20 protein-coding genes are annotated in these 26,321 nt (G+C 33.2%); 14 read left to right on the top strand and 6 right to left on the bottom strand.

Features of this window, described 5'->3' with window-relative positions; genetic code table 11:
* Window positions 1-303 precede the first annotated feature (303 nt).
* The 11 genes from asnB (at window position 304) to DMA14_RS05330 (ending at window position 15,628) form a co-directional block, all read left to right on the top strand.
* The gene (gene asnB, locus DMA14_RS05380) at window positions 304-1,917 is read left to right on the top strand and encodes an asparagine synthase B (protein WP_111423758.1); all 1,614 of its coding nucleotides are present in this window, start codon (window positions 304-306) and stop codon (window positions 1,915-1,917) included.
* Between the two features lie 345 nt (window positions 1,918-2,262).
* A complete protein-coding gene (gyrB, locus tag DMA14_RS05375) occupies window positions 2,263-4,203 on the top strand; it encodes a DNA topoisomerase (ATP-hydrolyzing) subunit B (protein ID WP_111423756.1) in 1,941 nt (646 codons plus the stop codon).
* A 111-nt stretch (window positions 4,204-4,314) separates the two neighbouring features.
* Window positions 4,315-5,250, top strand: coding sequence for a malate dehydrogenase (gene mdh / locus DMA14_RS05370; RefSeq protein ID WP_111423755.1), 936 nt, complete (start codon window positions 4,315-4,317; stop codon window positions 5,248-5,250).
* 225 nt (window positions 5,251-5,475) lie between these two features.
* Window positions 5,476-8,466 carry a protein translocase subunit SecDF gene (secDF, locus tag DMA14_RS05365; RefSeq protein ID WP_111423753.1) on the top strand — a complete coding sequence of 997 codons (2,991 nt, stop codon included), beginning with the start codon at window positions 5,476-5,478 and terminating at the stop codon, window positions 8,464-8,466.
* Between the two features lie 86 nt (window positions 8,467-8,552).
* The gene (locus DMA14_RS05360; protein WP_111423752.1) at window positions 8,553-9,164 is read left to right on the top strand and encodes an acyloxyacyl hydrolase; all 612 of its coding nucleotides are present in this window, start codon (window positions 8,553-8,555) and stop codon (window positions 9,162-9,164) included.
* A 229-nt stretch (window positions 9,165-9,393) separates the two neighbouring features.
* A complete protein-coding gene (locus tag DMA14_RS05355) occupies window positions 9,394-10,392 on the top strand; it encodes a TssN family type VI secretion system protein (protein WP_111423750.1) in 999 nt (332 codons plus the stop codon).
* 11 nt (window positions 10,393-10,403) lie between these two features.
* The gene (locus tag DMA14_RS05350) at window positions 10,404-11,267 is read left to right on the top strand and encodes a hypothetical protein (protein ID WP_111423748.1); all 864 of its coding nucleotides are present in this window, start codon (window positions 10,404-10,406) and stop codon (window positions 11,265-11,267) included.
* A gap of 15 nt (window positions 11,268-11,282) precedes the next feature.
* Entirely contained in the window at window positions 11,283-11,762 is a 480-nt protein-coding gene (locus tag DMA14_RS05345) for a DUF4280 domain-containing protein (protein WP_111423747.1), read from the top strand.
* A gap of 15 nt (window positions 11,763-11,777) precedes the next feature.
* Window positions 11,778-13,931 carry a DUF5675 family protein gene (locus DMA14_RS05340; protein ID WP_111423745.1) on the top strand — a complete coding sequence of 718 codons (2,154 nt, stop codon included), beginning with the start codon at window positions 11,778-11,780 and terminating at the stop codon, window positions 13,929-13,931.
* Complete coding sequence (locus tag DMA14_RS05335; protein WP_111423743.1) at window positions 13,924-15,204, top strand: SH3 domain-containing protein; 1,281 nt, start codon at window positions 13,924-13,926, stop codon at window positions 15,202-15,204. Before DMA14_RS05340 ends, DMA14_RS05335 begins: the two co-directional genes overlap by 8 nt.
* Window positions 15,205-15,397: 193 nt before the next feature.
* Window positions 15,398-15,628 carry a hypothetical protein gene (locus DMA14_RS05330; RefSeq protein ID WP_111423741.1) on the top strand — a complete coding sequence of 77 codons (231 nt, stop codon included), beginning with the start codon at window positions 15,398-15,400 and terminating at the stop codon, window positions 15,626-15,628.
* A 64-nt stretch (window positions 15,629-15,692) separates the two neighbouring features.
* Here DMA14_RS05330 and lgt read toward each other — a convergent pair whose 3' ends face one another.
* The 6 genes from lgt to DMA14_RS05300 form a co-directional block, all read right to left on the bottom strand.
* On the bottom strand, window positions 15,693-16,625 hold the full coding sequence (gene lgt, locus DMA14_RS05325; RefSeq protein ID WP_111423739.1) for a prolipoprotein diacylglyceryl transferase: 933 nt from the start codon (window positions 16,623-16,625) through the stop codon (window positions 15,693-15,695).
* 64 nt (window positions 16,626-16,689) lie between these two features.
* A complete protein-coding gene (gene yidD / locus DMA14_RS05320; RefSeq protein WP_008462282.1) occupies window positions 16,690-16,938 on the bottom strand; it encodes a membrane protein insertion efficiency factor YidD in 249 nt (82 codons plus the stop codon).
* Between the two features lie 107 nt (window positions 16,939-17,045).
* Window positions 17,046-18,527: a cysteine--tRNA ligase gene (cysS, locus tag DMA14_RS05315; RefSeq protein WP_111423737.1), complete on the bottom strand. Its 1,482-nt coding sequence runs from the start codon at window positions 18,525-18,527 to the stop codon at window positions 17,046-17,048.
* 63 nt (window positions 18,528-18,590) lie between these two features.
* Window positions 18,591-18,956, bottom strand: coding sequence for a four helix bundle protein (locus tag DMA14_RS05310; protein WP_111423735.1), 366 nt, complete (start codon window positions 18,954-18,956; stop codon window positions 18,591-18,593).
* Between the two features lie 88 nt (window positions 18,957-19,044).
* Window positions 19,045-19,716 carry a GTP cyclohydrolase I FolE gene (gene folE / locus DMA14_RS05305; protein ID WP_111377955.1) on the bottom strand — a complete coding sequence of 224 codons (672 nt, stop codon included), beginning with the start codon at window positions 19,714-19,716 and terminating at the stop codon, window positions 19,045-19,047.
* A gap of 204 nt (window positions 19,717-19,920) precedes the next feature.
* A complete protein-coding gene (locus DMA14_RS05300) occupies window positions 19,921-21,117 on the bottom strand; it encodes a pyridoxal phosphate-dependent aminotransferase (RefSeq protein WP_111423734.1) in 1,197 nt (398 codons plus the stop codon).
* Between the two features lie 123 nt (window positions 21,118-21,240).
* On the opposite strand from DMA14_RS05300, the gene DMA14_RS05295 reads away from it, so the two are divergent.
* The 3 genes from DMA14_RS05295 to DMA14_RS05285 all read left to right on the top strand — a co-directional run bounded on the left by DMA14_RS05295 (window position 21,241) and on the right by DMA14_RS05285 (window position 26,317).
* On the top strand, window positions 21,241-22,572 hold the full coding sequence (locus DMA14_RS05295; protein WP_111423732.1) for a PDZ domain-containing protein: 1,332 nt from the start codon (window positions 21,241-21,243) through the stop codon (window positions 22,570-22,572).
* Between the two features lie 150 nt (window positions 22,573-22,722).
* Window positions 22,723-25,359, top strand: coding sequence for a gliding motility-associated C-terminal domain-containing protein (locus tag DMA14_RS05290; protein WP_111423730.1), 2,637 nt, complete (start codon window positions 22,723-22,725; stop codon window positions 25,357-25,359).
* A 31-nt stretch (window positions 25,360-25,390) separates the two neighbouring features.
* Window positions 25,391-26,317, top strand: coding sequence for a PorP/SprF family type IX secretion system membrane protein (locus DMA14_RS05285; protein WP_111423728.1), 927 nt, complete (start codon window positions 25,391-25,393; stop codon window positions 26,315-26,317).
* The last annotated feature ends 4 nt before the right edge of the window (window positions 26,318-26,321 follow it).

Raw genomic sequence — 26,321 nt, 5'->3', positions numbered from 1 at the left:
TTTAATTTTTAGAATTAGTATATATATTGCCGAAAGACGTTCTTTTATGAGAGCGTCTTTCTTGTCTAAAAAAGTTTCTGTATTTCAATATGTTAAAATAAAAAATTTTGGTAATCGATTAAATTTTGTTTTATGTTTGAGTTTCGTCGAAATAAAAGTTAAACACTGAAATTTTAGGATGTAAAATGTAGGAAAGCAGAAAATAATATTTAGTTTTGCTTTTAAGCGGAAATTTTAATGATTTTTTAATGTACAGCTTATTTGAGGCTGGTACATCAGAATAAAAATAAAAAATAAAATAGTATGTCTGGATTGTTAGCCGTTATTGGTAAAGGAAAAGACCCCAAGCTTGTAAAAGAACTTTCTGAGAGAATGTCACATCGCGGACCTGATGAGAGCGATATTCATATTATGGAAAATGGCAGTATACTTTGTCATGAAAGTCTGTCTATAATTGATCTTAATTCAGGAAAACAGCCTATTCAGGGAACGAACAAAGCATGGATGGTTCATGATGGAGAGATTTATAATTATCAAGAGCTTAAAAATACAGTTTTAAAGGACCATACGTTCAGAACTGAATCAGATTCAGAAGTTATTGTGCATCTTTATGAAGAATTCGGCTATGATTTCTGTAATAAATTGGATGGAGATTTTGCGTTTGTTGTAATTGATGGAGATAAATATATTGCAGGTCGTGACCCAATTGGGGTGAAACCTTTATATTATGGTTTAGATGAAAGAGGAAGAATTTATTTTTCATCAGAAATGAAATCTATTGCAGATCAATGCAAATCGTTTTCTACTTTTCCGCCAGGACATTATTATACAGCAAAAACAGGTTTTGTAAAATACTATCGCCCAGAATATGAAGACCATAAAAATGCAACTCATCCGTTAGATTTAGAATTGATTCGTGAGAGTTTGATTCAGGCAACACGCAAACGTCTATTGGCAGAAGTGCCTTTAGGAGTTGTGCTATCAGGAGGTTTAGATACTTCATTGATTTCGGCCATCACTTCGAGATTGCTAAAAGAGAAAGGCGAAAAATTGCATTCTTTTTCTATCGGATTGGACGCTGATGCTCCCGATAATGTTATGGCAAGAAAAGCCGCTGAATTTTTAGGAACTGAACATCATGAAATTCATTTTTCGGTTGAAGAAGGAGTTAAAGTTTTAGAAAAAGTAATTTATCATATTGAGACGTATGATATCATTTCGGTTAGATCTGGTGTTCCTATGTATTTGCTTTCTAAAGCGATAGCAGATCAGGGAATAAAAGTGATCTTGTCTGGCGAAGGTGCAGATGAGGTTTTTGGAGGGCATCTGTATTTTAGAAATGCGCCTTCAGAAGAAGAATTTCAAGATGAAACTATAGAACGAGTTCAGAAGCTATTTACAGCCGATTTGTTGCGCGCAGATAAAACGACAATGGCAAATGGTCTAGAAGTGAGAATTCCGTTTTTGGATACAGAATTTTTAGATGTAGCCATTCGAATTAAAACAGAAGAGAAACAGCCAAAAACGTATGATGGCGTTGAAAAATACATTTTAAGAAAAGCTTTTGATACGGAAGACCCATATTTGCCTTCGGAAGTTTTATGGCGTCAGAAAGAGCAGTTTTCTGATGGAGTGGGATATAATTGGGTTGATGAGTTGATTGAATATTGTGCTTCGCAAGTTACAGATGAGCAATTGGCAGGAGCAAGCACAGAATTTCCGTATAACTCGCCAACAACTAAAGAAGCGTACTTGTATAGATCAATTTTCCATAAATACTATCCACAGGTCAGCGCGGCACAAACTGTTCGTAAGTGGATTCCAAAATGGCAGGAAAACCAAGATCCAAGCGGAAGAGCAAATGCGGCTCATTTGAATGGTAATTTTGAAACTGTAAAAACTACTGTGATTGCTTAAAAGAAAATTCCAAATTTTTGAAATTCCAAATTCCAATTTGGGAGCAGATATAGAAAAGCTGAAATAAGAATATTATTTCGGCTTTTTGATTTAATGTATGTTTTGGAATTTGGAATTTCAAAAAAATGGAATTTCAAAAAGAGTCCATTTTTTACGTTATTTCCATTTTTAGAATTTGGAATTTAAGAAAATTAGAAATTAATTTCATTTTTAACTCTATTTTTAGGTTTTTCAGACAATTGTGTTGATAACTTAAGTGCTTTAAGTCGTAATTTACTGGGTATATAGCTCGCGTTTTTATATATTTGCGTGTTAGACAGTAAATACATTTTTAGAATAAATTATATGAGCGAAGAAATCAAGAAGAACAATTATTCAGCAGATAGTATTCAGGCATTAGAAGGAATGGAGCACGTAAGAATGCGTCCATCAATGTATATTGGAGATGTAGGGGTTCGAGGACTGCATCATTTAGTTTATGAGGTTGTAGATAACTCTATTGATGAGGCCATGGGAGGGCATTGCGACACAATTGGTGTTTCAATAAACGAAGATGGTTCTGTTACAGTTGAAGATAACGGACGTGGTATTCCAGTTGATTTACATAAAAAAGAAGGTGTTTCTGCACTTGAAGTTGTAATGACTAAAATTGGTGCCGGAGGTAAATTCGACAAAGATTCATATAAAGTTTCTGGAGGTTTGCACGGGGTAGGGGTTTCTGTAGTAAACGCTCTTTCTGTTCACATGAAATCTACTGTATTTAGAGAAGGTAAGATTTATGAGCAGGAATACGAAAGAGGAAAATCATTATATCCAGTTAAACAAATTGGAGAAACAGATAAAAGAGGTACACGTCAGACTTTTTATCCTGATGACACGATCTTTACTCAAACTACTGAGTTTTCATACGATACGCTTTCAGCACGTATGCGTGAGCTTTCTTTCTTGAATAAAGGAATTACAATCACATTTACAGATAAGAGAGAAGTGGATGAAAAAGGCGAATTTAGAAGTGAAGTATTTCATTCTGATGAAGGTCTTAAAGAATACATTCGTTACTTAGATGGTAATCGTGAACCAATTGTTTCTCACGTTATCAGCATGGATAATGATAAAGGTGAAATTCCAGTTGAGGTTGCCTTAATTTATAATACAAGTTATACGGAGAATATTTTTTCTTACGTAAATAATATCAATACTCACGAAGGAGGAACGCACTTACAAGGTTTTAGAAGTGGTTTGACAAGAACGCTTAAAAAATATGCTGATGCTTCTGGTTTATTAGATAAATTAAAATTCGAAATTTCTGGAGATGACTTCCGTGAAGGATTAACAGCAATTATTTCGGTAAAAGTATCTGAACCTCAGTTCGAAGGGCAAACTAAGACGAAGCTAGGAAATAGAGAAGTAGTTTCTCCGGTTTCTCAGGCAGTAGGAGAAATGCTTGAAAATTATTTGGAAGAAAATCCAAATGATGCTAAAGTAATCATTCAGAAAGTAATCTTGGCAGCTCAGGCACGTCACGCAGCGAAAAAAGCACGTGAAATGGTGCAGCGTAAAACCGTTATGGGCGGTGGAGGATTGCCAGGGAAATTATCTGACTGTTCTGAGCAAGATCCTGCAAGATGTGAAGTTTACCTTGTCGAGGGAGATTCGGCTGGTGGAACAGCAAAACAAGGACGTGATCGTAACTTTCAAGCCATTCTTCCATTACGTGGTAAAATCTTGAACGTTGAAAAAGCGATGCATCATAAAGTATTCGAAAACGAAGAGATTAGGAATATCTTTACAGCTTTGGGAGTAACTGTAGGAACTGCAGAAGATAGTAAAGCATTAAATCTTGAAAAATTAAGATATCACAAGGTAATCATCATGTGTGATGCCGATGTCGATGGTAGCCACATTTCTACCTTAATATTAACGTTCTTTTTCCGTTTCATGAAAGAGCTTATCGAAGAAGGTCACGTTTACATTGCAGCACCGCCTTTATACTTAGTTAAAAAAGGAAACAAAAAAGAATATGCTTGGAATGATGTTCAGCGTGATCAAGCTAACGAAAGAATGGGAGGAAGTGCTAACATTCAGCGTTATAAAGGTCTTGGAGAGATGAACGCGGAGCAATTATGGGAAACTACGATGGATCCGAATTTCAGAACTTTGCGCCAAGTAAATATTGATAGTCTTGCAGAAGCTGATCAGGTTTTCTCTATGTTAATGGGGGATGAAGTGCCTCCTCGTAGAGAGTTTATCGAGAAAAATGCAGTTTATGCAAATATTGACGCATAAAATAAAAAATTAATAATTTCAATTCGTTTAATTGTTTAAATTTACTAGACAATTAAACGAATTGTCTTTTTAAAGAATAGACAAAAATTAATAACCGATAAAGTATAAAATATGAAAGTTACCATTGTAGGAGCAGGAAATGTTGGAGCTACATGTGCAGATGTTATTTCTTATAGAGGAATTGCTAGCGAAGTAGTATTGTTGGATATTAAAGAGGGTTTTGCAGAAGGGAAAGCGCTTGATATAACACAGTGCGCCACAAACACAGGTTTTAATACCAAAGTTTCTGGAGTTACCAACGATTATTCTAAAACTGCAGGAAGCGATGTAGTAGTAATTACATCAGGAATTCCGAGAAAACCAGGAATGACAAGAGAAGAATTAATAGGTATCAATGCAGGAATTGTTAAGACAGTTGCTGAGAATGTACTAAAGTATTCGCCTAATACAATTATTGTCGTAGTTTCAAATCCGATGGATACGATGACGTATTTGGCTTTAAAAGCTACAGGTCTTCCAAAAAACAGAATTATAGGTATGGGTGGAGCTTTGGATAGTTCTCGTTTTAGAACGTATCTTTCATTGGCTCTGGATAAACCAGCAAATGATATTTCGGCAATGGTAATTGGAGGTCATGGAGATACAACTATGATTCCGTTAACACGTTTAGCATCTTATAATGGTATTCCGGTATCTCAGTTTCTTTCAGAAGAAGTATTGCAAAAAGTTGCAGCAGATACTATGGTAGGAGGAGCGACCCTTACAGGGCTTCTTGGGACTTCTGCTTGGTATGCGCCAGGAGCTTCTGTAGCATATTTAGTTGATAGTATTTTGAATGATCAAAAGAAAATGATTGCATGTTCTGTTTTTGTAGAAGGAGAGTATGGTCAAAATGATATCTGTATTGGAGTACCGTGTATAATTGGTAGAAACGGTGTGGAAGAAATTCTAGATATAAACTTGAACGATCAGGAGAAGGCTTTATTTGCTAAAAGTGCAGATGCAGTTCGTAGCATGAATGATGCCCTAAAAACGATTTTAGTATAATAAAAACAGGAAAAAAGAAAAGAAGCTGCACTTTTGCAGCTTTTTTTTTGAGATTAATTAATAAATAAATTGGTTAATATTTTCGTTAATTATATATTTGCTCGGTTTAAAAAAAAATTGGTAATTCGTGATCTCGTTTTTTTGTTTTAAAAAATCATGTCAGGGCTTATTTTATGGGACTTTAAAACAAAATCAAAAATAAAACATAATTAATTTTTAGTAATAATGCAGAATAAAGGACTTATTAAATTTTTCGCAATTCTATTTGCATTGGTAAGTATTTACCAACTATCATTCACTTTTGTGGCAAATGGTGTCAAAAGTGAAGCTAAAGCTTTTGCAGGAGATAATCCTGATAAAGAGCTGAAATATTTAGATTCTATTGGTAAAGAAAAAGTATTAAATCTTGGTTTTACTGATTTCACTTACAATGAAGTGAAAAACAAGCAGCTTAATAAAGGTCTTGACTTAGAAGGAGGAATCAACGTAATTCTTCAGATTTCTATTAAAGATGTATTAAAAGGTTTGGCTAATAATTCTAAAAATCCAGTTTTTAATAAATCATTAGCTGATGCATCTGCAAATTTAGAAGGAAACAAAACATATTTAAATAAGTTTTTTGAAGCTTTTGATGCAAATTCAAAAGGAACTGTAAAATTAGCATCTCCAGATATTTTTGCTAACAGAAGTCTTCAAGGAGAAGGTGGAGTAGACTTTCAAATGTCTGACGCACAAGTTCAAAAAGTTATCAAAAGAAAAGTTGATGAGTCTGTAGAAAGTGCTTTTAAAGTATTAAGAGAGCGTATCGACAAATTTGGTGTTACACAGCCAAACATCCAAAAATTAGGAGAAACAGGAAGAATCTTAGTAGAGCTTCCAGGTGCTAAGGATGTTGATAGAATTAAAAAATTATTAGGTGGAAAAGCTCAATTAGAGTTTTGGGAAACTTTCAAAATTGAAGAAATTGGAAATTTCTTAGTATCTGCAAACGAAGCTTTAAAGAAAACTGAAGTTAAAAAGACTGAAACTAAAACAGTTGCTAAAGATTCATTAAATGCATTATTAACAGATGCTAAAGATTCTTCTGATGTTAAAAAAGGAAACAATCCTTTATTTGATAAAATGATCGTTCAAGGTGGTGGACCAGTTTTAGGTTACTTCGCTCCTAAAGATACTGCAGCTATCAATGATTATTTCAAAAGACCAGAAATTAGAGTATTATTGGCTGCTGACCAACACTATGCAAAATTTGTATGGAGCAAGCCAACAACAATAAAAGATCCTAAAGCTAAAGACGTAAAAAGCGCTGCAGATATTGAAGCGGTTGAATTATACGCTTTAAAAGGAAACAGAGACAATAACCCAGCAATGAGCGGTGGTGTTGTAACTGATGCAAAAGATACTTTTGACCAAATGGGTAAACCAGCTGTTTCTATGCAAATGAACAGCCAAGGTGCTAAAGTTTGGGAAGAATTAACAGGAAGAGCATTTGCTCAAAAAAGCTACATTGCTATTGTATTAGATGATATCGTATATTCTGCTCCAGGTGTAACAAGCGGTCCTATTGCTGGAGGAAGATCTGAGATTACAGGTTCATTTGATGTGGCTGAAACTAAAGATTTAGCTAACGTATTAAATGCAGGTAAATTACCAGCTTCTGCAGATATTATCCAATCAACTGTTGTAGGTCCATCTTTAGGACAAGCAGCTATTGATGCGGGTACAATTTCTTCTGTATTAGGTTTCTTATTAGTTTGTGTTTGGATGGTATTCTATTATGGTAAAGCTGGTTGGTATGCAAACCTTGCGTTATTATTAAACTTACTATTCTTATTCGGAATTATGGCAAGTTTTGGTTTTGTATTAACATTACCAGGTATTGCAGGTATCGTACTTACATTAGGTACAGCGGTAGATGCTAACATTATTATCTACGAAAGAGCGAAAGAGGAGTTGCGTGAAGGAAAATCACTTTCTGAGGCAGTTCAAGCTTCTTACGGATGGCATGGTGCAATGCGTTCTATTATTGATGCTAACGTTACTCACGTTTTAACTGGAGCTATCTTATTTATTTTCGGAACAGGTCCTATTAAAGGTTTCGCATTGACATTATTAATTGGTATCGTAACTTCATTGTTTACTTCTATCTTTATTGCTAGAATTTTCATTGACAGAAACATTGCAGGAAAAGGTGATTTAATTTTCTCTACAAATATTACTAAAAACTGGTTTACAAACTTCCACTTTGATTTCATCAAAATCAAAAAATTCACTTACATCTTCTCTTCTATTGTAGTTGTAGTAAGTTTAGTTTCTATCTTCTTCGTTAACGGATTAGATGAAGGTGTTGATTTTGTTGGAGGAAGAACTTTCCAAGTTAAATTTGAGAAACCAGTTGATGCTACTGCAGTTTCAGATGAATTATCTGCTGCTTTTGGTACACCAGTTGAGGCTAAAATTTTAGGTGATGATGATCAATTGAAAATCACTACTAAATATAAAATTAAAGAAGATGGTGTAGCAATTGACGAAGAAGTAAACCAAAAATTATACACTGCTTTACAGAAATATTTCCCAAATACAACTTACGATAAATTCATCAACTCATTTGATGGTAAAAAAGTAGGTGTGTTGCAAGCTTCTAAAGTTGGAGCTTCTATTTCTGAGGATATCAAAACTAACTCTTACTGGGCAGTTCTTGGGGCAATGGCAGTTATTTTCTTATACTTAATGGTATCTTTCCGTAAATGGCAATATTCATTAGGTGCGATTGCAGCTGTTGCGCACGACGTAATCTTTGTATTAGGAGTTTACTCATTATGCTACAAATTCATGCCATTCCACATGGAAATGGATCAGCACTTTATCGCTGCGATTTTGACTGTAATTGGTTACTCTATGAACGATACGGTAATTGTATTTGACAGGGTGAGAGAGTTTATCATCGGAAACCGTAAAGGTAGCTTCGAAGATATCGTAAACGCTTCTATTAATACTACATTATCTAGAACATTGAATACTTCATTAATGATGATTATCGTGTTATTAACGATGTTTATCTTTGGTGGAGAATCTATCAGAGGATTTATCTTCGCAATGTTAATTGGTATTATTGTTGGTACTTACTCTTCATTATTTATCGCTACACCAGTATTGGTAGATACGATTTCAAGTGATGAAAAACACACAATCGAAGACAAACACAATAAAGCATAATTATTGTTTTAATTATATAAAAAGATCCAGCGAAAGCTGGATCTTTTTTTTTTGTGCTATATTTAAATGGAATTTTAATACGATTTATGAAAGGAAAATTACTTTTGGGCATACTGCTTCTTTTGGTTCTAAAAATGACAGCACAGGAACATAATTCGCGTTTTTCTCTAGGTTTGAACTATGGTTTTGGAAGTGAATTTAGTAATACTGATTATAGTTTTGAGAATCATTTTTATAAAGTGCAGTTCTATTACGAGATAAAAGAGACTAGGAATTTTAAATATGAAATTCTAGTCCAACCTGAAATCAATTTTGGAAAACATCAATTATTGAACTTCTATTTTGTTAAGCCCGAAACCCCAAATTATCAGCAAAAAAGAGATGAATATACGCGTCTAAAAGATGTTCGAGAATATGTGCTTAATTGTGGATTTCTAGTTCGTAGACCTATCGGTAAAGTGTGTGCGTTTTATGTTTTAGGAAGTATTGGACCAATGATTACAGATACGGAAACAGAAAGAATGTCTAAGGGTTTTGCCTTTGCCGATGTTTTTGCGCTTGGCTTTAGTGTTGATTACAATAAATTCCGATTTGATGTCCGTCCTAGTGTGAGGCATGTTTCTAATGCCAGTTTAGGAAGTAGTAATGCAGGATATAATACTAAGAATATCGAATTTGGTATTTCGTACCAGTTATAAAGAATTTTATTTGAGGTTAATATATTTATCTTGATTTATTGAAATAATAATTAATTATAAAAAGCTTAAAAGGATTTATTCCTTTTTTTTTGTTTATAAAAATAAAAATGAAAGAAAATTTTTATTTTTTTAATTTTAAAATGAAATAAAAAGACTACATTAGTTCCGAAAAAATGATCTTAAAAACAGTAAATAACTGATTTTTAAGAATGATTAAAATCATACTATAATGATTAAAAAGAACTTAATAAATCTAATAGATACCAGTTTCATAATATATTTAATTGTGATAATTGCGCTTAGCGGGATCCTTACCTTACTTATTAATGATAAAATAAAAGACTTTTCAAAAGAGTATAAAAAGAAATTCTATGCCTATGCTTTGATATTGGCATTGATTTATGCGCTTATTGCATTTTTAGGCCATAATAAGCAATTTACAAACCTTAGTCAAGAACTTCTTTTTTATCAGATAGTATCTTTAGTGTTTGGGATTTTTCATGTTTGGATTTATCGCAATTATTTTCAGGAATTTAAGCAAAAGAGTTTTGTTGTAGAACTCCTTTTCGCATCTGTTACCCCATTATACTCTAGCCTGCTGTTTGCTATTATTTATACAGCCTTAAACGGCATAAATTTTACTTTTATAATGTGCGGCCATTTTATACTATTCGTAGTTCCCACTGCCATTGATAAAGCATTTTGTTTTATGATGCTGATACCTCCAAAAAAAATCACTACATGGACACCCGAGAAATCTTATAAAACAATTGAGAGCAATGAAATGAAAGATCTTTTATTGATTACACTCTTAATAAAAAAACAATACAGTCACGAAAAATATATTTCCATAAGAGCAAAAGCTCCTGTGGGCGTCAAATTTGGACGTTTGTTTTTTCTTGCAGTAAATGGATATAACCAAAGTAATACAGAAAATCAGATTGAAGTAATGATGCCAAATAAACAAAATTACAATTGGGTTTTCTATCCTCAATCCAAATGGTATGAAAAAACAAAATATGTCGATGCTTTAAAGGACATGGAATCTAATTTAATTAGCGAAAACTCAGTAATAGTATGTGAGCGTAAAACGGAGAAAAATGCTCCTCCAGAAATAAAGAAAACACCCGATGCTAAAATATACAACACTGATTCGCACAACGAAGATTTAGAACAGAAAAAGATTAATGAATTAAAAGAACCTGAGGAAGAAGGACCTATAAAATAAATGGATAGCATATGAAAAAAGAAGATGATAAAGAAAAGAAGAAAGAACCCGTTTTATTTGTAAGTCAAGATAATGTCCTTCCTTTTAACCCTTTTGAACTCAATCGTAACTTTTCGGTATTGTACACTATTGAAAAGGACGGAAAAAAACAGACTCTCGAACAAAATTTCAGTCTATTAAGATTGAAGCCCGATACTCAACAAAATGATTATCATTTTGTTGAGATAAATAAAACTTCAAAACTATTAATAGACGGAGAGCCAATTAATACTAGAGCATATTCAGTCGCAGAAAAGACTGCAGAACTTCTGTTTCCTTTACGAATAGTTGTAAATAAGTACGGCAAATGGATAGATTTAAATAGTTATGACAAACTAAAAGAACGCTGGGAAAAACAAAAAGACGGCATTAAGGAATTGTTTGATGGGAAAACATTTATGCAGCTGGCTAAAAACATTGAAAGTGCAATTGAAGATAACAGCTTATTAGTAAAGCAGATCTCGGGAAATTGGTTTTTGAGGGCTTATTTTAACGGAATATACAGAGCTTACACTCAAAGTTTTGAAACGGAACGAAAATTATATTTTCCTGTAATTGCCCAAACCGAAGATTTGGAGTTTTTAATTTCTGAAAAGGTGAATCCGTATCTCAACGATCTAAACCAGATTGAAATAACGCAAAGCGGAAAATCTGAAAATGAAAATGTTGAAGAATATTACCACGCCCAATATTTTTTGAATCCTAATAATTATCTCATTGAAGAACTGCATTTGGAATGCGATTTAATAGATATGAAAAGAAAAATTACAATTGAAGTTAAAAACTTAGACGAGAGCAAAATTATAGTAGATAGCAAGATCTCACTTTTAGTATAATATAAAATATAGATTATGGAGAAACATGTTGTTGTAGATGGTGCCAGCTGCAAATGCAAGTTTAGTGAAGACCAAGATGCCGTAGATATTCTGCAGGTAAAATCTCAAAAAAAACATTTTGCCAATGACAAAGGAGCCAATAAAAAATTGATAGCCACAACTAAAGATATTAATCAAACCTTGAAGAATGGCACTTTTGGCAAATGTACCTTACAGCCTACTTCTAGTGGCAATAAGCCCTGCGTGGCAACAATACCTCAGTGGTATGATCCTTATGAGAAAGTAACACTGAGCAATCAAGGCAAAATTTTGACAGAAGACAGTAAAGCGGGATGTCCTATAGGCGGACCAAAATGTATAGAAATTTTTAAGCATGGACAGATAGCCGAAGTAGGAAGCCAGCAGATGAAAAAAGCAGATCCTGATGTCTTAAAACAGATTAATCCTTTGTTAAATCCTGATGAGTTAGAAGACCAGCTTTCTGATTGTTATTAAAAAAAGTTTGAAACTATGAGCAAAGTAAAAATATATGGCAATCCCAATCCTGTAATAGGCATAAAAGAGTATTACTCGATACATGATTTTTTTAGCAGTTCAGCTCCATCAAAATTCATAGAGCCACTGCAAAAAACACCTGACGAAAATATCAAATGGAGTGTCTGGATATTATTAGGAAAGGAATGGGTAAAAATGACCAAAAACAATAAGACAGGTGCAACAGTAGACTATACATTTACCCAAGTTAGTCTTAAGCGCAAAGGAATCAGAATGCTTGTTGATGCTAATGGTGAAAAAGCAGTTTTGGATATAAAAACCAAAGAAAATGCAGAAAGTAAAATACTCCAAGTCGAAATTCTTGACAGCAACGGAAAAAAGCCCACAAAACTATTTAGCTATGGCGAAACCATTACAGCTCGCGTACATTGCCTTAATATGGAAAAATTTCGCATAAATGTCACTTTATGGGAAAATGACGGAGGCAAAAAAGACCTTTCTGACATTAGCATTGAGACGAAAGAAGCCAATGTATTAAATGGAATAGCCGATGTCAAATTTACTTTTGACCCCAGCAAAGTATGGCTTGCCAATGCAAAAACGGCACCGAATGAATCTAACGAAGGCGCATTTCATGAATATTATGTAACCGCTGAGTTTTACAAAAAAGTTTCGAAACCTACCCAAGACATTAATGTCATCAATCCTGACTATAAAATAGATATACTTTCAAAAACTTCTGCTTCTAAACCATCTGAAACAGAAACCCAAAAAACATCTCCCGCAGAACAAAAAGGTCCTTCTAAAAAAGAAACTAGAGGAATAGTGAAAGCAGATGGAAAAGCGCATGATTATCAGGAACAGAAAATTGATGTGCAGCCAACTGTTGTTTACAACCCGCAGCAGGAATTTATAAATAGTTTGCTGATGGTAAATGTTGGGGATAGTAAATTATGGGGAAATAACAAAAGTAAATCAAATAACAAATGTCCAAGATGCGATGAAGATTTTAACTATAATGACATTGCAAAAATATTTCCTTCTGCCTCTAAAAATAAAACTTTGGCAGAAAAATTAATTTCTGAAATTAATATATTGCGAGCAGAATATGAAGTAAATACATGTTTAAGAAAAGCACATCTAATAAATCAATTTGGTTCTGAAACTGGCTTTAATACATTAATTGAAGGAATTGATGGGTATAGCACTAAAACACTTACAAGTCTATTTGGTTATTTTAAAAGACATCCTAAAGAAGCAGAAACATACCAAGGAAATTTATATGAAATTGCAGTGAGAGCTTATGGCTTAAGAAAAGTTGACAAAGAAGAAGATATCGTCTCTTGTTCTTTATCTCCTGGAGGAAATTGCAATGATTTAGGAAATGAGAATAAAGAAGAAGGTTATAAATATATTGGGCGTGGCTTAATTCAGCTTACAGGGAAATATAATTATACTCAAATAAATAAAGATTTTATAAAGGCTTTTCCAAACAAAGGAGATTTAGTTAAAAGTCCTGAACTTCTAGAAGAACCAAAATATGCTGCAATGTCTGCTTTTAGCTATTGGATTAATAATGATCTAAATTCAAAAGCAGATCTTGGATTTAATAGATCAAATGTTGACTCTATTACTAAAATTATAAACAAAAATCTAGATGCGAGTCATTACGAAAAGCGAAGAAAATCTTTTATTAAAGCAAAAGACGTATATCGTTTGGGAGAGTGCAAGAATATAGGCAATTCTGAAAATGAAGAAGTTTTTATTAGATTGATTAGAAGATGGCAGACAAACAAATCGACGATAGGTGAATTCACTATAGATAACTCTGATATTGTTGGATTTATGCTTGAGGAAAAAGGGCCAGATACAGTTATATCAGGAAAAGAGCAAAGAATCCCTATCGGTACATATAATCTTGTTTGGCATAATGGATCAAAGTTTGAAAATGTTTTAAAATTGTACAATAAAGATGTTAGTATTGATAGGGCAATTTTAATTCATTCAGGAAATTCTGCAGAAGACACCAAAGGTTGTTTGTTGCCCGGTTCTTCACGAAGTACCGATTGGGTATCAAAAAGTAAGGATAAATTAGATGAAATTAACAACTATATAAACTCAATTGGAATTGAGAATGCCAAAATCATTATAACTGAAGAATATGAATAAATTTATCATTACAATAATATTATCATTTTTAGTTTCTTGCTCATCAAAATCACAAAGCAAAGAGATAAGAATAAACAACTTAAAAACAGCCTTTAAGAAAAATGATGATAAAGCCTTTTTCCAAAACTTCCCAAAAGACTATGACCAGTTTGTAAAAGATTTTGGTTGGAATGATAATTTAGATACCTCATATACTCTATACAATGAAAGTAAAGATTATATAGACCGATTTTTTGCAATATTATCTAAAGACAAAACCAATAAATCTCTTACATCAATTATTGATATCGGCATAGATGGCAAATATCAAGCTGATGGAGTGAATTATTTTAAGTTTAATATTGAAAAACTATTCACGAAAAATCCTAGCCTTGTCTGCAATCTTTTAAAGAATCGTAGACCTGATGATATAGATAGTTTTTGGTATTTCTATTTGGACTCTCCCCAGCCTTTAACTTCTGTTCCTGATTACTTACAGTCTTTAAAAAATGAATGCGGGAATGTTTTTATTTCACTCGAAAAGCAGTTAAAAATAATTCAAAAAGAAAATCTTGTTTCAGAAGTTGTAGATGAAAGCAAAACAAATAAATTAAAATTTTTAAATGATTTTATCCCAAAAAATTATTTAGTACTTGATAGTCTATCTGTTAATATTAATCAAGATAATCTTTTAGATAAAATAATAGTATTGTCACATAAAGAGGAATTTAAAAATAACGAATCACGCTTATTTATGATTCTTTTTAACATCGGTAATAATAATTATTCTTTAAAATTTAAAAGCCATAATGTAATTCCTTGTTTAAAATGTACTGGAGGAACTGGAGGAGAAGAATCTTATAGTGATTTAAGTTTCAAGAATAATATTTTAAGTTTTACTCAACTTAAAATTATTGATTCAAATCTTATAAAAATAAGATATGCTTTTTTGAATAATAATATTGATTTTATATTAAATGAAGTCAATACTGTCAATTCAGATTTAACATCTAATAACTTCTATAAGAATACTATAATCCCTAAAAACAAAATTGCCTTAAAAAACTTTAACTATCAAAATTACACTCAATATCTAAGACAGACAGCAAAAATAACAGATCCAGATGGATATACTAATTTAAGAAAAGAGAAAAATACATCTTCTGAAATTCTTCAAAAAATAAATACTGGTTCTGAGGTTCAAGTATTGGATAATTCAGGAGACTGGTGGTTGATACAAACTAAGGAAGGTAAAAAAGGTTATGTTTATAAAACTAAGATAAAAGAGGAGTAAAAAACATTATTTTTCTTACTTAATAATGCCTTCCATTTTTAATATATTTGCAGTCCTTAAAGTAAAGTTATGATTTCAGAAAAAAAGTTTGCCCATGTGGTATGGTGGTGGTATTGGAAACAACCGCAACGCTCACTTTACAGCGTAGGACACCTTTAGCTACATGGGTTTTATATTTCCTTAAAGTAAAGTTATGAGTACCAAAACCCTTTCAAAAGAAGCCGAAATCAGGCTGATGAATTTCTTCAACGACAGAATTGACGCGCATTCTATGGCGAAAGCACTAAGACAGGTCAATTTTACTCTCGCACTAAATGTGATGAGCGAACAAGAAAACATCCAGCAAGAAACCAAATTAAGAGACAGTTTCTATTGGCTCAATGAACTAGCTGAAACTTTAAATCCATATCTGGATGTAAATTAAAGCTATAAAAAGAAAATGCCCAATATTTCAAATATTGGGCATTTTTATTAAAAGGAATTATGTTTTATGATTCAGCTAAAGGATTTCTTTGCGCTCTAATGACAAAGAAGAGTCCGATAATGATAAATGGTATACTCAACCATTGTCCTGTCGAAAACAAGCCTAATTCGCTCTCAAAACCGCCTTGGCTTTCTTTTACAAACTCCACGATGAAACGTACAACGAATAAAAGAACTAAAAACAGCCCAAATAAAAGGCCGGATTTAAGTCTTGCATTTGTTTTCCAGTATAAAAAGTATAAGATAGCAAAAACAAAAACGTAGCAGATTGCTTCATAAAGCTGTGTAGGATGTCTTGAAGGTACTTCAGCTAATATGTTTGCAAATCTTGGATCTGAAGCAATAGCATTATAAGCTTCTTTTGGGTCGGCTATTCCTGTTTTTTGAACTGCTTCCGCTTTGCTGAATTTATCGTGAAGGAAACGGATTCCGAATGCAGAGTCAGTTTCGTTTCCAATAATTTCTGAGTTGAAGAAATTCCCTAAACGAACAAATATAGCGCCGCTTGCCACTGGAATTACAACACGGTCTAAAATCCATAATAATGGGCGTTTTAAGATTTTTTTACTGTAGTAATACATCGCAACAATGATTGCAATTGCTGCGCCATGACTTGCTAATCCTTGGAAACCTGTAAATTGGAATTCAGGCTCAAATTTAAATGGCAAGAAAATCTCAAGTAAATGATTTCTGAAGTATTCCCAATCATAAAAGAAAACATGACCTAAACGAGCACCAATTAAAGTTGCTAGAACGGTCCAAACAAATAGAGAATCTAGTTTTTCAATCGATTCGTTTTCTCTTTCGAACATCTTTTTCATTAGGAACCATCCTAAACCAAAAGCAATTACAAACATTAAGCTGTAATAGCGAATCATAAAAAATCCTAAGTTGATTCCCTCAGAAGGATTCCAAACTAAATTTAAGGCGTGTGTCATGTATAAATGTTTTTATATAGCTGTAAAAATAAATATTTAATGTAAAGTACCGCTTTCTAAAAAGTTAATGTTTGTGGTTACATTTCTTTTCTGGTACAGGATCATAGCCGCTTCTTCCCCAAGGATGACAGCTTAAGATGCGTTTGATACCTAAAAATCCGCCATAAAATAATCCATGAATTTGCAAAGCCTGAATCATATAAGTAGAACAAGTAGGTTCAAATCTACAAGCAGCTGGAGTAAAAGGCGAGATGGCAGTCTGATAAAAACGGACTAACAATACAAATGGATATATTAGAATTTTTGAAAACATATTTTTTGTATAAGTTAGCTTATAGTGGTCAGTGGTCAGTTTTTTAGTGTTCAGTCAGTTCAAAGTTTGAATCTGATCACTAAAAAACTGAACACTGATCACTTTTTTTATTGAATGCTAAAAGTAGTTCCTTCTTTTCCGTCTTTAAGCTGAATTCCTAAACCGATTAGTTGATCGCGAATCTGGTCAGAAAGAGCAAAGTTTTTATCTACTCTCGCCTGATTTCTCATTTCAATAAGCATGTTTACCACGCCATCTAGTTTGTCGCTATCGCCATCGGCAGCTTTGTCGTCACTTAGTCCTAAAACATCAAAAACAAAAGCGTTTACAGCTGTTTTGAAATCGGCTAAATCTTCAGTGGAAATTGTTTCTTTACCATCCTTTAATAAGTTGATGTATCGAACGGCTTCAAACAACTGCGCAATTAGAATTGGCGTGTTGAAATCATCATTCATTGCATCGTAGCAAAGCTGTTTCCATGCTGCGAAATCTATTGAGCTAGAATTCCCTGCAGTAATATTTGGTAAAGCATCAAGTGCTTCCATTAATCTTTTATATCCTTTTTCGGCAGCTACAATGGCATCATCAGAGAAATCTAAAATACTTCTATAATGTGCTTGAAGCATGAAGAAACGAGTTACAGAAGCAGAAAATGGTTTGCTTAAGATGTTGTTGTCTCCGCTAAGAATTTCGCCTGGAAGAATATTGTTTCCAGTTGATTTTGCCATTTTCTTTCCATTTAAGGTAAGCATGTTGGCGTGCATCCAGTAATTTACTGGGGCTTGACCTGTGCAAGCTTCGTTTTGAGCGATTTCACATTCGTGGTGTGGGAATTTTAAATCCATTCCGCCGCCGTGAATGTCAAAATGATTACCAAGATATTTAGTGCTCATTGCAGTACATTCCAAGTGCCATCCAGGAAAACCATCACTCCAAGGAGAAGGCCATCTCATGATATGTTCTGGCTCTGCTTTTTTCCATAGTGCAAAATCTTGCGGATTTCTCTTGTCTGACTGTCCGTCAAGATCACGCGTATTAGCCAGCATATCATCAATATTTCTACCGCTTAAGATACCGTAATTATTAGTCTCGTTATATTTTACAACATCAAAATATACCGATCCATTAGCTACATAAGCGATGCCTTTATCGATAATTTTTTTGATGATTTCAATTTGCTCAATAATATGTCCTGTTGCTGTAGGCTCTATGCTTGGAGGTAAAAAGTTGAATGCCTTTAGAATGTTATGAAAGTCAACAGTGTAACGCTGTACTACTTCCATAGGTTCCAATTGTTCTAAACGTGCTTTTTTAGCGATTTTATCTTCACCTTCATCAACATCATCTACGATATGCCCAACATCGGTAATGTTTCTAACATAACGAACTTTATAATCTAAATGAAGAAAATATCTAAAAATTACATCAAAAGACATAAAAGTTCTTACGTTTCCTAAGTGAACATTGCTATATACGGTAGGTCCACAAACATACATTCCAACGTTTCCTTCATGGATTGGTTTGAAATCTTCTTTTTCACCCGAAAGTGAATTGTATATTTTTAAAGGCTGACTGCTATATAGTGGCATAGTATTTTTGTTTAATCGTTTAACCGTTTAACCGTTAATTTTGTTTAATTCGGATTATCGGATTTATTGTTGCGAAAGATAATATTTTTTTAGATTATTTATTTGATTGCAAATTTTTTCAATTTTCTCTCTTGATACTATATAATCTGTTTCTGAAACATAATTTAAATCTTTTGAAATGATCAAATGATTTAAAGTTTCCATTGCAGATGAATAGGATATAGTTAGAAAATAAGCTTTGTCCTTGCTCGTATTTCTTGAAGTTCCTTCAGCAATGTTTGTTGCAATCGAAGATGCACTTCTTTTTATTTGAGATGTTATTCCGAATAATTCATTTGATGGAAATTTACTAGTCAATTTATAAATATCCAAAATGAACATTCTTGCATTTTGCCACACTTCAAGTTTCTCAAAAGAAAAAATGTACATGTCTTTTAGTTTAATCGTTTAACCGTTTATTTGTTTAACTGTTTTTTTCGATTAAACGATTAAACAAATAAACGGTTAACCCAAATATTTAGAACTGAGTATCTAACTTAATGTAGTCAAGGAATTCTCTTTTCGTTTGAGCGTCTTTGAATTTCCCTCCAAACTCAGAAGTAACCGTGCTGCTTTCGATATCTTTAATACCGCGAGAGTTCACGCAAAGGTGTTTTGCATCGATCACGCAGGCAACATCTTCTGTCCCTAAAGCTTTTTGAAGTTCTTGAACAATCTGCATAGTTAGACGCTCTTGTACTTGAGGTCTTTTTGCATAATACTCAACAATACGATTCATTTTTGATAAACCGATCACGCGTCCGCTTGAGATATAAGCAACGTGAGCACGCCCGATAATTGGCAGTAAATGGTGTTCGCAAGTAGAATAAACTGTGATGTTTTTTTCTACAAGCATTTCGCCATATTTGTAATTATTGTCAAAAGTAGAAGCTTTTGGCTGTTTTGCAGGGTTAAGACCTCCAAAAATTTCTTTTACAAACATCTTTGCAACTCGGTTTGGAGTTCCTTTAATGCTGTCATCTGTCAAATCCATTCCTAGAGTTTGTAGAATGTTTTCAACATCTTTTTTAATTTTTTCTATTTTTTCTTCATCAGTGATGTCAAAAGCATCCGCTCTTAGAGGGTTTTTTGCATTACTGCTGAAATGATTATCTCCTATTTCGTCTAAAAATTCTTCGTTGTTTATCATTAAAAACTACTATTAGTATGTGTATTCCTCATTTAAGGCGGTAAAGATAATTAATAAATAGGAAACCTTTTCTATGGTTTTTAGGATTTAATTACTCCTTTTTGGATATAATTTAAATTTTGATGAGAAATACTGTTATTAAAAACAAAAAAGACAACAACGAAAAACGTTATTGTCTTTTTAAAGTGTGTTATAATGAATTGATTATCTGTTGTTGTAAACTAATAAAGCTTCCTTTAAAATGTTTACAGCTGTAATCAAATCTTTTTTGTTTAAAACATAAGCTATACGAACCTGATTTAATCCCATTCCAGGTGTCGAATAGAAACCTTTAGCTGGAGCAATCATTACCGTTTCGCCATTTAAATCATAACTTTCTAAAAGCCATTGTGCAAAATCATCCGAATCTTCTATAGGAAGCTCGGCAATGCAATAAAAAGCACCTTTTGGTTTTGTTACAATAACACCATCAATCTTGTTTAATTCAGCGATTAAAGTATTGCGACGCTCTTTATATTCACCAATTACTTCATCAAAATAACTTTGAGGTGTGTCTATTGCGGCCTCGCAAGCAATTTGTTCGATTGTTGGCGGACTCAAACGTGCTTGAGCAAACTTCATTACAGTTGCTAAGACGTCTTTGTTTTTAGTCACAAGACAGCCAATTCTAGCACCACACATACTGTAGCGTTTAGAAACAGAATCGACCATGATTACATTTTGCTTTACATCTTCTAAATTCATTACAGAAAAATGCACATCATCTCCATCGTATAAAAACTCACGATAAACTTCATCAGCGATTAAGTATAAATCGTGTTTTTTGATTAAATGAGCCAACTGTTTAATTTCGGCTTCAGAATATAAATATCCAGTCGGATTTCCAGGGTTGCAAATCAGAATGGCTTTTGTTTTTGGTGTTATTAGTTTTTCAACTTCGTCAATACTTGGTAAAGCAAATCCAGTCTCAATTGTAGAAACAAGAGGCACTACAGTTGCACTTGTAGAAGAAGCAAACGCGTGATAATTAGCATAAAAAGGTTCTGGGATAATGATTTCATCTCCAGGATCTGTAATTGTGGCCAGTGCAAAAAGTAAGGCTTCAGAACCACCAGTAGTTACAATGATGTCTTCTGTGTTAACGTTTACATTTTGGCGCTGGTAAAAATGAGCTAATTTTTTTCTATAGCTTTCACATCCGGCAGACGGACTGTATTCTATAATACTCAAATCAATATTTTTTACCGCCTCGATGGCCACTTCCGGTGTCTTGATATCCGGTTGACCAATGTTTAAATGATACACCTTGTGTCCTTTTTTCTTTGCTAAATCAGCAAAAGGAGCCAGCTTGCGTATCGGAGATTCGGGCATGTTTTTTCCCTTGAGTGAAATTGTCGGCATGAGTATAAATTATTGAAGTGCAAATTTGCATTTTTTTTTCCAATTTAACGTAAACAATACAAGGACTTGCGAAAATGTAACAATAATAAATATATTTACTAATTTTATAATAAAATATTGTCAATGAAAAAATATATAGTATTGTTTTTTGGGTTATTCTTACCTTTTTTGCTTTTTGGACAAGGCGATTTTTTATTGGAAAACAATGCAACAAAGGCTACAATACCTTTTAAATTGATAAATAACCTCGTTTTTATTCCTATAAAAGTAAATGGAGTTGAGTTAAATTTCCTTTTAGATTCTGGAGTTGAAGAAACAATTCTGTTTAGTATGGAAGAAAAGCAGGAAGTGAGTTTTAACAATGTTGAAAAAATCAAACTTCGTGGCTTAGGAAGTGAAGAAGAAATAGAAGGTCTAAAATCGACAAAAAATATTTTAGAAACGCATGGTCTTAAATCAAACGACCATATGGTTTTTATTATTTTAGATCAAAGCTTCAATTTATCTTCTCATATCGGAATTCCTGTTAACGGAATTATCGGTCATAAATTCTTTAGAAATAACTATGTCGAAGTCAATTATCAGAAAAAGAAAATAATAGTTCATGCTAAAAGTGATAAATATGAGGAAAAACTAAACAAGCAATTTAGGATGATTCCGATAACAGTAGAAAAAGCAAAGCCCTATATCATGACAACCGCAACTGTAAATAATGAAGAAATTCCGGCAAAGCTTTTAATTGATATTGGAAATAGTGATGCTTTTTGGATTTTTGAAAATGATAAAATTAAACTTCCAAACAAAAACTTTCCAGACTTTTTAGGAAAAGGATTTAGCGGAGACATTGAAGGGCATCGTGCCAAAATTGATAAATTCTCAATTGATGAATTTGATTTCAAAAAACCGATTGTGTCTTTTCCTGATTCTGCTTCAATTCGTAACGTTAAGATGGTTCCAGGACGTATCGGATCTGTAGGAGGTGAAGTCTTAAAAAGATTTACTTTGGTTTTGGATTATAAAGGGAAAAAGCTGTACCTGAAAAAAAACAGTAAATATGGAGAACCATTTACATATAATAAGAGCGGAATTACGATTCAGCACAATGGTCTCCAATGGGTACAGGAAACTGTGCATTTAGAAACTGTACGAGTTGCTACTTCAATGGATGAATTGCAGGAAAAAGACAAAGACAAAAACAATAATAATTTTAAATATAAATTTGCTCTTAAGCCTGTTTATGAAATTGTAAATGTGCGCAAGAATTCTGCAGCCGAAAAATGCGGATTGCGTAAAGGAGATATTGTTGTCAGTATTAATAATACACAACCATACAGATATACTCTTCAACAGATTAATAATCTTTTAAAATCTGAAGATGACGTTTGGATAAATCTTGAAGTAGAACGAAATAGTGTAGTCTTAAAATTTAGATTTAAATTGGAAGATGAATTATAAAGGAATATTGAATTTCAGTTTTTCTAGTTTATGATAAAACTACGTTCTACAATGTTGTATTGAGGATATGTGTTTTTTTTGTGAAAATAAGTTTACTAAAAATTACATTTTTTGTTAAATATTTTCTTATGTTTAGCAAAAAATTAGTCTATGGCAAAAAACTACATTAGCTACCACCATTTTGTATTGTTTTTTATTTTTTTTACTCTATTTTCTTCAAAACTAACTGCACAGTGTGCTGGCATTGATAATACAAACGAATTGATTTGTGATGTTTCTAATCCAATTTATCAATCTGTAAACTTATTTTCTTTGTTAGGAGGTTCTCCAGTTCCAGGCGGAACATGGACAGATGATAATAATCTACAAGGCCTAGATCCTTCTACGGGTATGTTAAATGCTCAATTTATCCTTAGCGGAGGAGAATATCACTATACTTACACAGCTCCAGCAACTTCGGGCTGTACAGATAACAAGGCTGTAGTCACGATTACAATAGGTGCATATGTAGGAGTTGGATCTCAAGCAACAGTTTGTAACGAAAGTGATTTTTTTAATCTTTTTACAGCTTTCGATAGTAAAGTAATGGGACCACATATAAATGGGAAATTTACAACTACTGCAGGAGAACCTGTACAGTCTACAATACCGATTGGACAATATACAACCAAAACTACGCTTAATTTCATTTACACTGTACCGCCAGTGGTTGCGTGTTCTCCTAATCCAAAGTCGACCAATGTACAAGTAACCATTTATATAGCTCCGAAAATTGGTGAGCCACAAGATTTGGAGTTATGCGGCGATACAGATTTAGCAGCATACACCAATTTAAATTTATTTGACCAGCTAGGTGCAGGGGACAAAGGAGGTACTTGGACAGGTATGGGGTTGACTTCTCCTACAGATCATAATATTAATCTTCAAGAATTGTTTGATACAAATGGACCTGGAGTTTATTCTTATACCTATACTGTTTTAGCAGTTCCGGGTAATAGTATCTGTCCAAATAAAAATGCAACAGTAAATATAACTCTCGAAAAAAGACTTGATTTTACAGGATCAAAAATTGAAGCCAGTAAAGATATTTGCGAATCTGAAATTTCAACAGCGACTTATTCAGCAAAAATTACTCAAGGAGCAAATGCTATTCCTGATGGTACATATAATATTAGTTTTAGTGTTGTTGGGCCGGGAATATCAGCATCTCAAAATGTGAAGGGAAATTTTGTGAATGGAGTATTTAATTTTCCAATACAATCATCTTATTTTAAGCAAGTAGGCGAGTATACAATAACAGTTACAGGGATAGTTTCTACAACAAGTAAAGGAACGTGTGTAAATATTTTTAATCCGTTTTCAACTATTTTAACGATTTATCCGCTACCACGTTTGACTAATGCGACATTATCTGCAATTCCAGTTTGTCAAAATGATGATGCAATAGTTCAAATTACTGCACCCAATTTACTCGATGGTAATTATCGAATTTCTTACAATATAAATGGAGACAATCTCGCTCTTGGCGAAACAGCAGAAATGCAGTCTGTTGGCGGAAAGGCATCTTTTGTAGTTCCAGGAAGCCTGAGTAGAAGAAGTGGATTATCAGTAATTACCATTTATAGCATAACGAATATTACTAATCCTTCACCACAATGTACCAATACAGCAAATGTTGCAGGAAATCTTTATATAAATCCGTTACCCAATGCATTAACTGTAAAAGCTGCTGTTAAAGATTATTGTTTGAATGCGCCTGTTACAGTTACAGTTTCAGGATTAGAAACTTTAACTAATGTCAATATTTCTTATGCCTTGTCAGAAAGTAATATTTCTGCAGTGCAAAACATCAGCAAGGCGGTTACAAATGGTAAATTAGATTTTATAATTCCTGCAGAACTGCTTTTAAATGCTGGTTCAACAAAAATCACATTGCTAAATTTAACCAATACGGTTACAAACTGTGATGTAGACTTAATCAATGTTGCAGACGATTTCATAATAAATCCAATTCCGCCAGCACCAGTTGTTGCAGATCAGCAGTTTTGTAAAGTGGATGAAGCGGCAATAGCCAATTTAGAACCAAAAGGAGCACAATATAAATGGTATAATTCTGCAACAGCAACAACACCACTTGCAGCCAATTATGTTTTAAAAACAGAAGATTATTTCGTTAGAGAAACTTCTGCTGCGGGCTGTACTTCAGAACCAGCTAAAGTTTCGGTAATTATATACGATACGCCAGCACCAGAAATGACAGAAACACCAGATTTTTGCGGATTGGCAAATCCGAAAATAAGTGATCTTTCTAGTAAAACCAATGTTCCAACAACAGTTGCTTGGTATGATGCAGTAGACGGAAATTTATTGCCTTCATCCACATTATTAGTCCATAATGCGACTTATTATGGATATGATTTAAATGAAGCAACAAGATGTTTGTCTGAAAGTTATAGAGAAGTAAAAGTCTCGCTTCAGGACTGCGAGGTTGCTCAGTACGAGTTTTTTATTCCAGACGGATTCTCGCCAAACGGAGATGGAATAAATGATTCATTTGTGATAAAAGATATTGAATTTTTATATCCAAATTATACACTTGAAATTTATAATAGATACGGAAACGGAATGTATAAAGGAGATAATAGTAAACCAGCTTGGGATGGTAAAAATTATGAAAAGAGCGGTATCGCCAGCGGTATAGCACCCAACGGAGTTTATTTTTATGTATTGCATTTCAATAAAGACAATAAACCGCCAAAACAAGGCCGTCTTTATTTAAATCGCTAAATCTCTTTTTACATTTTAATTTAATTTTCAAATGAAAAAAATAATACTCCTTATAAATTTCCTTTTCTGTTTATCCATTTCTGCTCAGCAAGATCCAGAATACACGCATTATATGTACAATATGAGTGTTGTCAATCCTGCTTACGCGACAGGCGTTCCTGCTATGATGAATTTTGGTGGATTGTACAGAACGCAATGGGTAGGCGCTTATGGTGCTCCAAAAACATTTACATTTTTTGGACATACAGCAATTAATGATAAAATAGAAGCTGGTATCTCTTTTATTTCAGATGATATTGGAGACGGAGCCAAAAAAGAAAATAATGTCTACGCGGATTTTGCCTATGTTTTAAAATTAGGCGGAAAAAATAAACTGTCTCTAGGTTTAAAAGCAGGATTTTCATCTATGCAAACCAATTTTAACGGATTTCGTTTTACAGATCCGCAGACAGATTTTGCTTTTTCAGAAAATATAAATGCAACAAAGCCAAATATTGGAGTTGGAGCCTATTATTTTAGAGATAATCTGTATGTTGGATTATCTGCACCCAATCTGCTGAAATCAAAATACATTGAAGAAAAATCTGGAATTAATGCTTTTGGTTCTGAAGAAATACACACTTTTTTGACGGCTGGTTATGTTTTTCAAGTCAATGATAAATTGAAATTGAAACCAGCATTTATGTCAAAATTTGTAAAAGGAGCACCAATTACTTTAGACGTTACAGCTAATGTTTTGTATAATGAAAAGTTTGAATTTGGTGCTGCCTATAGAATTGATGATTCGGTAAGTGCTTTATTCAATATTAATGTCACGTCGACATTGAGAGTAGGATATGCTTATGATTATACATTAACAAACTTTGGTCAGTTTAATTCTGGAACACACGAAATCATGCTGTTGTTCGATCTGGACTTGTTAGGAAAAGGATTTGATAAATCACCAAGATTCTTCTAAAATG

The organism is Flavobacterium sharifuzzamanii, from assembly GCF_003254585.1.
Lineage (GTDB): Bacteria > Bacteroidota > Bacteroidia > Flavobacteriales > Flavobacteriaceae > Flavobacterium > Flavobacterium sharifuzzamanii.
This window is presented reverse-complemented; position numbering and strand designations above follow the sequence as displayed.

Excerpts from the sequence above, each read along its gene's own strand:
- asnB (WP_111423758.1), top strand. The coding sequence starts at position 304 with ATGTCTGGATTGTTAGCCGTTATTGGTAAAGGAAAAGACCCCAAGCTT.
- gyrB (WP_111423756.1), top strand. The coding sequence starts at position 2,263 with ATGAGCGAAGAAATCAAGAAGAACAATTATTCAGCAGATAGTATTCAG.
- mdh (WP_111423755.1), top strand. The coding sequence starts at position 4,315 with ATGAAAGTTACCATTGTAGGAGCAGGAAATGTTGGAGCTACATGTGCA.
- secDF (WP_111423753.1), top strand. The coding sequence starts at position 5,476 with ATGCAGAATAAAGGACTTATTAAATTTTTCGCAATTCTATTTGCATTG.
- DMA14_RS05360 (WP_111423752.1), top strand. The coding sequence starts at position 8,553 with ATGAAAGGAAAATTACTTTTGGGCATACTGCTTCTTTTGGTTCTAAAA.
- DMA14_RS05355 (WP_111423750.1), top strand. The coding sequence starts at position 9,394 with ATGATTAAAAAGAACTTAATAAATCTAATAGATACCAGTTTCATAATA.
- DMA14_RS05350 (WP_111423748.1), top strand. The coding sequence starts at position 10,404 with ATGAAAAAAGAAGATGATAAAGAAAAGAAGAAAGAACCCGTTTTATTT.
- DMA14_RS05345 (WP_111423747.1), top strand. The coding sequence starts at position 11,283 with ATGGAGAAACATGTTGTTGTAGATGGTGCCAGCTGCAAATGCAAGTTT.
- DMA14_RS05340 (WP_111423745.1), top strand. The coding sequence starts at position 11,778 with ATGAGCAAAGTAAAAATATATGGCAATCCCAATCCTGTAATAGGCATA.
- DMA14_RS05335 (WP_111423743.1), top strand. The coding sequence starts at position 13,924 with ATGAATAAATTTATCATTACAATAATATTATCATTTTTAGTTTCTTGC.
- DMA14_RS05330 (WP_111423741.1), top strand. The coding sequence starts at position 15,398 with ATGAGTACCAAAACCCTTTCAAAAGAAGCCGAAATCAGGCTGATGAAT.
- lgt (WP_111423739.1), bottom strand. The coding sequence starts at position 16,625 with ATGACACACGCCTTAAATTTAGTTTGGAATCCTTCTGAGGGAATCAAC.
- yidD (WP_008462282.1), bottom strand. The coding sequence starts at position 16,938 with ATGTTTTCAAAAATTCTAATATATCCATTTGTATTGTTAGTCCGTTTT.
- cysS (WP_111423737.1), bottom strand. The coding sequence starts at position 18,527 with ATGCCACTATATAGCAGTCAGCCTTTAAAAATATACAATTCACTTTCG.
- DMA14_RS05310 (WP_111423735.1), bottom strand. The coding sequence starts at position 18,956 with ATGTACATTTTTTCTTTTGAGAAACTTGAAGTGTGGCAAAATGCAAGA.
- folE (WP_111377955.1), bottom strand. The coding sequence starts at position 19,716 with ATGATAAACAACGAAGAATTTTTAGACGAAATAGGAGATAATCATTTC.
- DMA14_RS05300 (WP_111423734.1), bottom strand. The coding sequence starts at position 21,117 with ATGCCGACAATTTCACTCAAGGGAAAAAACATGCCCGAATCTCCGATA.
- DMA14_RS05295 (WP_111423732.1), top strand. The coding sequence starts at position 21,241 with ATGAAAAAATATATAGTATTGTTTTTTGGGTTATTCTTACCTTTTTTG.
- DMA14_RS05290 (WP_111423730.1), top strand. The coding sequence starts at position 22,723 with ATGGCAAAAAACTACATTAGCTACCACCATTTTGTATTGTTTTTTATT.
- DMA14_RS05285 (WP_111423728.1), top strand. The coding sequence starts at position 25,391 with ATGAAAAAAATAATACTCCTTATAAATTTCCTTTTCTGTTTATCCATT.